6 protein-coding genes and 1 pseudogene are annotated in these 7,315 nt (G+C 66.1%); 3 read left to right on the top strand and 4 right to left on the bottom strand.

Annotation, left to right across the window (positions count from 1 at the left end; translation table 11 throughout):
• The 4 genes and pseudogenes from ACYVHH_RS15320 to ACYVHH_RS15305 form a co-directional block, all read right to left on the bottom strand.
• Nucleotides 1-88: pseudogene (locus tag ACYVHH_RS15320) on the bottom strand (electron transfer flavoprotein subunit beta/FixA family protein); the annotation flags it as partial.
• A 177-nt stretch (nt 89-265) separates the two neighbouring features.
• Nucleotides 266-1,600, bottom strand: a complete 1,335-nt coding sequence (locus tag ACYVHH_RS15315; protein WP_460566062.1) for a mechanosensitive ion channel family protein — start codon at nt 1,598-1,600, stop codon at nt 266-268.
• Nucleotides 1,597-2,382 carry an enoyl-CoA hydratase gene (locus ACYVHH_RS15310; protein ID WP_460566061.1) on the bottom strand — a complete coding sequence of 262 codons (786 nt, stop codon included), beginning with the start codon at nt 2,380-2,382 and terminating at the stop codon, nt 1,597-1,599. Before ACYVHH_RS15310 ends, ACYVHH_RS15315 begins: the two co-directional genes overlap by 4 nt.
• Before the next feature lie 19 nt (nt 2,383-2,401).
• Nucleotides 2,402-3,355: a histone deacetylase family protein gene (locus ACYVHH_RS15305; protein WP_460566060.1), complete on the bottom strand. Its 954-nt coding sequence runs from the start codon at nt 3,353-3,355 to the stop codon at nt 2,402-2,404.
• Nucleotides 3,356-3,383: 28 nt separating this feature from the next.
• Here ACYVHH_RS15305 and ACYVHH_RS15300 point away from each other — a divergent pair, with 28 nt between their 5' ends.
• From ACYVHH_RS15300 to ACYVHH_RS15290, 3 genes are read left to right on the top strand one after another with little or no spacing between them, the layout of a single operon-like run.
• Complete coding sequence (locus ACYVHH_RS15300; RefSeq protein ID WP_460566059.1) at nt 3,384-4,307, top strand: AAA family ATPase; 924 nt, start codon at nt 3,384-3,386, stop codon at nt 4,305-4,307.
• A 14-nt stretch (nt 4,308-4,321) separates the two neighbouring features.
• Nucleotides 4,322-5,320, top strand: coding sequence for a DUF58 domain-containing protein (locus ACYVHH_RS15295; protein ID WP_460566058.1), 999 nt, complete (start codon nt 4,322-4,324; stop codon nt 5,318-5,320).
• Entirely contained in the window at nt 5,311-7,311 is a 2,001-nt protein-coding gene (locus tag ACYVHH_RS15290) for a transglutaminase family protein (RefSeq protein WP_460566057.1), read from the top strand. Before ACYVHH_RS15295 ends, ACYVHH_RS15290 begins: the two co-directional genes overlap by 10 nt.
• The last annotated feature ends 4 nt before the right edge of the window (nt 7,312-7,315 follow it).

Below are 7,315 nucleotides of genomic sequence, written 5' to 3'. Positions count from 1 at the left end.
TCGCGATGTCCACGCCCGACCCGTCGGCCTTCACGCGTACCTTCACGTTGTAGTCCACCACGCGTTTGACGGGGACCAGAATCTTCATGCCTTGCTCCTGTTGTGGATGGTTTCGGATGACGAACAATTGACGTTTACGTAAACGTCAACATTGTAGAGCTTAAAAAAACGAACGACCGTTCTTTTTTTCGGATTATAGGCAGGGCGGGGGTGCTTGCCAAGAGACCAGAAACACTTTGCCCGCCATTTCGTTATATTTTATAACTTATTGCCGGCCAATCGTCACTTCCGGACGGGAGGCGCCTGCCGCCCCGCTGACGTGCAGAACGCGTTGCGGGAAAGGTATCTCGACACCGTTCTCCCGGAACGATTTCAGTATCTGCTGGTTGATTTCCGAACGCAGGCCCAACTGGCCATTTTCCGGGTCGGTGATCCAGTAACCCAGGGTGAACTCCAGGCCGTCGGCACCGAACGCCGACAGCGCGGCCGCTGGTGCGGGGTCGCGAAGCACCCGGGGTTGCGCCAGCGCCGCTTCCTGCAGCAGACGGCTGACGAGCGCCACATCACTGGCGTACGAAACACTGACCACCGTGGACTGCCAGACCCGGGGATCGGCCAGGGACAGGTTTTCCACCCGGCTGGTGATGAGGATTTCGTTGGGAACGATGGCTTCGCGCCCGGTGAGCGAGCGGATCACCGTGAAACGCGCATTGATGTCGGTGATGCGTCCCTCGAAGGTGTCAATGCGGACGATGTCGCCGATGCGCATGCTCCGCTCGGTCAGGATGACGAAACCGCTGACGTAGTTGGCGGCCAGCTTCTGCAAGCCAAAACCGATACCCACGCCGATGGCGCCGCCGAGCACCGAAAGCGCGGTCAGGTCGATGCCGACCGACGTCAGGGCGACCATCAGGCCGAAGAACATCAGCATGGCGCGCGCCGCGTTGCTGACGGCCTTGCGCAGCGAAAGTTCGCTGCCGGTGACGCGGCGCAGCAGGCGCGATTCGATGGCCGACGAAATCCAGAGCGTGACAATAAGCACTGCACCTGCCGTCAGCGCGCCTTCGATCATGGTGCGCAGCGACAGCGTGGAGCCGCCGAACTTCCAGCTGATCTGCTCCATCTCGCGGAGCACGACCGGCAACAGTCCGGTCACCCACATCACCATGGCCAGCCAAGCCACCCAGGAAATGGTGCGTTCGATGGGCCGCAGCCAGGCCGCGTCACGAAAGGCGACCTGCAGCACCTTGACGCCGACCCGGATCACGACCAACGACACGAGAACCGGAATGGCCACCTGAAAAACCGCCAGCGCCTGCATCTTGTCGAGCACGGCGCGGGCCACGTAGGCCAGGGCCAGCAGCAGCGAGGGAAACAGCACGCCGTCGATCAGGCTGCGCCCGAACCAGATAGACACCTCCCGGTCGGGGTTGAGACCCCGCCTGAGCGCCGCCACCACACCCCAAGCGAGGGCGACGCAGGCGGCCAGGGTGGCCAGCTCAATGAGGGCGGAGGGTTGGGTAAAGCCTTGGATCCAGGCGGACCAGTCTTCGATGGGTTTGGGATTGCTGCCTGACACTGTCGATAAAGGAAGGTTCACTGGCGCCAGGAAGGCGCACGCTTGTCGATGAATGCCTGCACGCCCTCCTGGGCGACGGCATGTGCCATGTTACAGGCCATCGTATGCCCTGCAAGCTGGTAGGCTGCTTCAATGCCGGTTTCACGGTGCTGGTAGAACACGGCCTTGCCCAGGGCAATCGCCTCGCGCGGCTTGGCCAGTATGGCGCCCAGGAGCTTGTCCAACTCGGTATCCAGCGCGTCGGCCGCCACAACGCGGTTGACCAGCCCTCGCCGCTGAGCCTCGTCCGCCGAGATGAATTCGCCGGTCAGCAGCATTTCCATGGCCACCTTGGCAGGCACGTTGCGCACCAGCGGCACGCTGGGCGTCGCGCAGAACAGGCCGACATCGATGCCATTCACGCCAAAGCGTGCCTCGTCTGACGCCACGGCCAGATCGCATTGCGCCACCAGCTGGCAGCCCGCTGCGGTGGCCAGCCCCTGGACGCGCGCGATCACCGGCACCGGCAGGTGCTGTATCTGCAGCATCATCCTCGAGCATTTGGCGAACAGCTGGCGGTAGTAAGCCTCGCTGGGGTTCGCCTTCATCTCCTTGAGGTTGTGGCCAGCGCAGAAAGCCTTGCCTGCCGCCGCGATCACGACCACCCGGGCACCATCGTCGGCCTCGACGGCCTTGAGTTCACGGGAGAGGGCTTCGAGCATGGCCTCGCTCAGCGCGTTGAAGGCCTTGGGCGTGTTCAGCGTCAGGGTGTGCACGCCGCGCGCATCACGGTCATGCAGGAGGATGGGTTCTTCAGTGCTCATGGGTCGTCCTGCGGGGGTGTCAGACATCGGCCAGCACGCGCAGGTGGGCTTCCACGCTGCGCGCCAGCGCGCTCAAGTTGTAACCGCCTTCCAGGCAACTGACGATGCGCCCCTTGGCGTGGCGGCGCGCCACTTCCTTGATGCGCAAGGTCATCCAGGCATAGTCCTGCTCCACCAGTCCCAGCTGCCCCATGTCGTCTTCGCGGTGCGCGTCGAAACCGGCGCTGATGAAGACCATTTCCGGCTTGTGTGCGTCCAGCCTGGGCATCCAGTAAAGCTCCACCAGTTCACGAATGTCCATGCCCTTGGTGTACGCGGGCACCGGCAGGTTGACCAGGTTGGACGCTGTGGAAACGGCACCACCCTCGGGGTAGAACGGGTGCTGGTAGAAGCTGCACATCAGGATGCGCTCGTCGCCAGCCACGATGTCCTCGGTGCCGTTGCCGTGGTGGACGTCGAAATCGATGATCGCCACGCGCCGCAGGCCATGCCGCTCGACCGCGTATTTGGCGGCAATGGCCACGTTGTTGAAGAAACAGAACCCCATGGCCTTGTCACGGCAGGCGTGGTGGCCTGGCGGGCGCACCGCGCAGAAGGCGTTCTCCAGTTCACCGGCCAGCACCGCGTCGGTGGCATTCAATGCTGCGCCTGCGGAAAGCAGGGCGGCTTCCCAGGTGTGCTCGTTCAGCGAGGTATCGGGGTCCACCTGCGAATGCGTCGGCCCGCCGGCACGTATTTCTTCCTTGAGCTCGTCGCTCAAGCCACGCAACGAGGCAATGTGCATGCGGCCATGGGCCAGTTCCAGCTCCGACACAGAAGCCGGGGTGGCGTCCCGGCGCTCCAGCGCATCCCCCAGGCCGGTGATCAGCAGCCTGTCCTCGATGGCGCCCAGGCGCTCGGGACATTCCGGGTGACCGGCCCCCATTTCGTGTCTCCAACAGGCTCTGTGGGTGTAATAACCAGTGGGCTTCATGATTAGCGTTTTCCGGTATCGTCACGGCATGGATGCGCCGCAACAAAAAATCTCCACCTTGCTTGATCAGCTTACCACGGTCATTGTCGGCAAAGACGCCCAGGTGCGCGATTGCGTGACCTGCCTGCTGGCAGGCGGCCACCTCCTGATTGAGGATGTTCCCGGGGTGGGCAAGACCACCCTGGCACACGCGCTGGCACGCACCTTCGGCCTGCGCTTTGCGCGCGTCCAGTTCACCTCCGACCTCATGCCCAGCGACCTGATGGGTGTGTCGATCTTCGAGCGGGCGCAGGAAGCCTTCTCGTTCCGCCCCGGCCCGCTGTTCACGCAGCTGTTGCTGGCAGACGAGATCAACCGCGCCAGCCCCAAGACCCAGAGCGCCCTGCTGGAGGCCATGGAGGAACAACAGGTCTCGGTGGAAGGCGAAACCCGTCCCCTGCCTCAGCCGTTCTTCGTGATCGCAACGCAGAATCCGCACGACCAGTTGGGCACGCACGCGCTGCCCGAGTCCCAGCTGGACCGGTTTCTCATGCGCATCCAGCTGGGCTACCCCAGCCGGGACGCCGAACGCGACCTGCTGCTCGGCAAGGACCGGCGCGCCCTGCTCGACCAGCTGCCATCCCTGCTAAATGCGGACGAGCTGCGGGACTTGCAGCAGGCGGTACTCCAGGTGGCCGCGGCTCCTGCCGTGCTGGACTACCTGCAGGACCTGGTGGACGCCACGCGCGACGGCCGCTGGTTTGTGCAGGGCCTGAGCCCCCGCGCCGCGATTGCCATCCTGCGTGCCGCGCGGGCACGTGCGCTGGTCGAAGGGCGCCGCTACGTCGCGCCCGACGACATTGCCTCGATACTGCCGCAGGCGGCGTCGCACAGACTGGTGCCCGTCAGCCACAGCGGCCGGGGCGCGGCCGAACAGGTGCGCGCGCTGATCGCAGCCACTCCATTGCCCTGACCCGCCCCCCCCCGATGAACGGGCCCGCCCACGCTCCCCCACCCCGGCAGGGCTGGCGCAGCCGCTGGCAGAACTGGTGGCTCAGCCGCCTGCCGCGCGCAGACTCGCTGGAACTGACGCAGCACAACATCTACATCCTCCCGACCCGGGCGGGCTGGATGCTGGCGCTGACGCTGCTGCTGCTTCTGGTTGGCAGCATCAACTACCAGCTCAACCTGGGTTACCTGCTGACGTTCCTGCTGGCGGGCTGCGCGGCCGCGGGCATGCACGTTTCCCACCGCAACGTTCGCGGCCTGCGCATGCACGTGCTGGCGGGTGACAGCGTCTTTGCCGGGCAGGCCGCCACCGCCGAGATCGTGCTGCACAACCCGTCCAGGCGCCACCGCTACGGCCTGAGCCTGCGCTGGCGGGCAGACCCCGAAACCGAGGTGTTCGCCGATGTGCCCGCCCAGGCAGACGAAAAGGTCGAGCTGCGCTGCCCGACGCACCGCAGGGGCCGGATGCCCTTGCCTGACATCGAGATCGAGTGCCGCTTCCCCATGGGCGCATTCAGGGTCTGGAGCTGGTGGCGGCCCCGCAGCGACATACTGGTGTTTCCCGCACCAGAGGCACACGCCCCTCCGCTTCCCCTGGGAGCAGACGCGCAAAGCGGCGCACCGCTGGGCATGGTGAACAGCCCCAGGGGGGACGAAGCCAATGGGCTGCGCCCCTACCGCCGGGGCGACCCGCTGCGCTGGGTGGTGTGGAAGAAGGTGGCCAGGCATGCGGGGCCGCCCGGCTCGGGCTGGATCAGTCGCGACTTCGAGGCCCCCGCCACGGCCGAGCTCTGGCTCAACCATGCCGAATGCGGCATCCAGGATCTGGAAGGCCAGTTGGCGCGCCTGTGCGCCTGGGTGAATCAGGCCGAAGCCCTGGGCCTGAACTACGGCTTGACCCTGCCCGGTGAGGTGATTCCGCCCGACCGCGGACCGGCTCACCTGCGGCGATGCCTGGAGGCAATGGCATGCTGCTGAAGCTGACGCCGGCACGCGCCGCTGCCCTGCCCCGGGAAGCCCGGGACACGCTTTTCCTGCTGGCGGTCATCGGGTGGATCGTGGCGATGCAGGCCGCTTATGTGCCCGCCTGGTGCAGCCTGCTGGCGGCTGGCGTGCTCTTGTGGCGTGGCGTGCTTGCCGCGCACAGCCGTGCGCTGCCCGGGTGGCCCTGGCGCCTTGGCCTGCTTGTCGTTGCACTGGGCGCGACCTGGGCGCAACACCGCACATTGCTGGGGCAGGACGCTGGCGTCACGTTGATCGTGGTCCTGCTGGCACTCAAGACCCTGGAACTGCAGGCCCGGCGCGACGCGTTCGTGATCTTCTTCCTGGGCTTTTTCACCCTGCTGACCCACTTCTTCCACTCCCAGTCGCTGCTCACGGCGGCAGGCATCCTGCTGGCGCTGCTGGGGCTGCTGACCGCATTGGTCAACGCACACATGCCCGTGGGGCGGCCACCGCTGTGGCAGGCAGCGAAGCTCGCTGGAGGCATGGCGCTGCTGGGCGCGCCGGTCATGGTCGTGCTGTTCGTGCTGTTCCCCAGGTTCGCGCCCCTTTGGGGCATGCCCGCCGACAACATGGGCGGGCGCAGCGGCCTGTCGGGGCAGATGGTGGTGGGGCAGGTCGCCAAGCTGGCACTGGACAGCAGCGTCGCCTTCCGCGTCGAGTTCGATGGCGCCACCCCCATGCCCACAGACCTCTATTTCCGCGGGCCGGTGTTCAGCCGGTTCGACGGGAGGGAGTGGCGGCCACTGCCTTTCCAGCGTCAGCAAAGCACCGCCGGGGTTCAGGTACAGGGCGAAGCGGTGCGTTACCGCGTCACCATGGAGCCCAGCAACCGCCCGTGGCTGCTGGTGCTGGAGATGACAACGGCACCGCCCGAGCTTGCCAGCGGCCGCACGCCCACGGTCACGGCAGACATGCAGTGGATGGCCCCGTCCCCGGTCACAGAAGTCACCCGCTACCGGGCGGCCAGCCACCTCAGTTACCGGCTGGGTCCGCTGGAACACCCCCCCGCCCTCCGAGACGACGTCGATCTTCCAGCGGGCTACAACCCGCAGACGCTGCAGTTGGCACAGGACCTCCGGCGCCGTGTCGGTGACGACCCCGAAAGACTGATACAGGCGGCGCTGGAGCAGCTGCGCACCGGCGGCTACCGGTACACGCTGGAACCGGGGCTGTACGGCACCCACACCGCCGACGACTTCTGGTTCAACCGCAAGGCGGGCTTCTGCGAGCACATTGCCTCCGCGTTCGTCGTGCTGATGCGTTCGCTTGACATCCCTGCGCGCGTGGTCACTGGCTACCAGGGTGGAGAGCGCAACCCGGTGGATGGCATCTGGACCGTGCGCCAAAGCGACGCGCATGCCTGGGCGGAAGTCTGGCTGGCGGGGCAAGGCTGGCACCGGATCGACCCCACCGCCTATGTCATGCCCGACCGGACGGAAGCCCTGCGCAGGCTGCAACCTGACCCTGGCCTGCTTGCCGGAACCATCGTGCGGCTGAACCCGACGCTGCTGGCGCATTTGCGCTCGCTCTGGGACGCGGGCAACAACCGCTGGAACCAATGGGTCCTCAACTACACCCAGAGCGATCAGCTCGATCTCCTCAAGCGGCTGGGCATGCGGTCACCCAGCTGGGCGGACCTGGCCTATGTGCTGCTAGGCGTGCTCGTGCTGGTGAGCCTGGCTGGCGCCGCCTGGGCCTGGCGTGAGCGACGGGTAACCGACCCTTGGACCAGGCTGCTGCAAGAGGCCAGGCGCAAAATCGAAGCATCGGGCTGCGCCCTCCCGCCAAACGCCACGCCGCGCCAACTGGCCGGGGTGCTGCCCCCCGGGTTCGCGGGCGTCCAGCCGCTGCACGACTGGTTGCTGGAACTGGAAGCCCAGCGTTACGATCCCCACAGTACGGCAACCCTCAAATCGCTGAAGAAACGCATGGCCAGCCTGACCTGGCCCGAGCGAACCCCCTGACCCT

It is taken from the genome of Hydrogenophaga aquatica, assembly GCF_054780915.1.
The sequence above is the reverse complement of the archived record's forward strand: the minus strand, read 5'-3'. Positions and strand labels throughout refer to the sequence as shown.

Coding starts and splice junctions, on each gene's coding strand:
- ACYVHH_RS15310 (WP_460566061.1), bottom strand. CDS start 2,382: ATGAGCACTGAAGAACCCATCCTCCTGCATGACCGTGATGCGCGCGGC.
- ACYVHH_RS15305 (WP_460566060.1), bottom strand. CDS start 3,355: ATGAAGCCCACTGGTTATTACACCCACAGAGCCTGTTGGAGACACGAA.
- ACYVHH_RS15300 (WP_460566059.1), top strand. CDS start 3,384: ATGGATGCGCCGCAACAAAAAATCTCCACCTTGCTTGATCAGCTTACC.
- ACYVHH_RS15295 (WP_460566058.1), top strand. CDS start 4,322: ATGAACGGGCCCGCCCACGCTCCCCCACCCCGGCAGGGCTGGCGCAGC.
- ACYVHH_RS15290 (WP_460566057.1), top strand. CDS start 5,311: ATGCTGCTGAAGCTGACGCCGGCACGCGCCGCTGCCCTGCCCCGGGAA.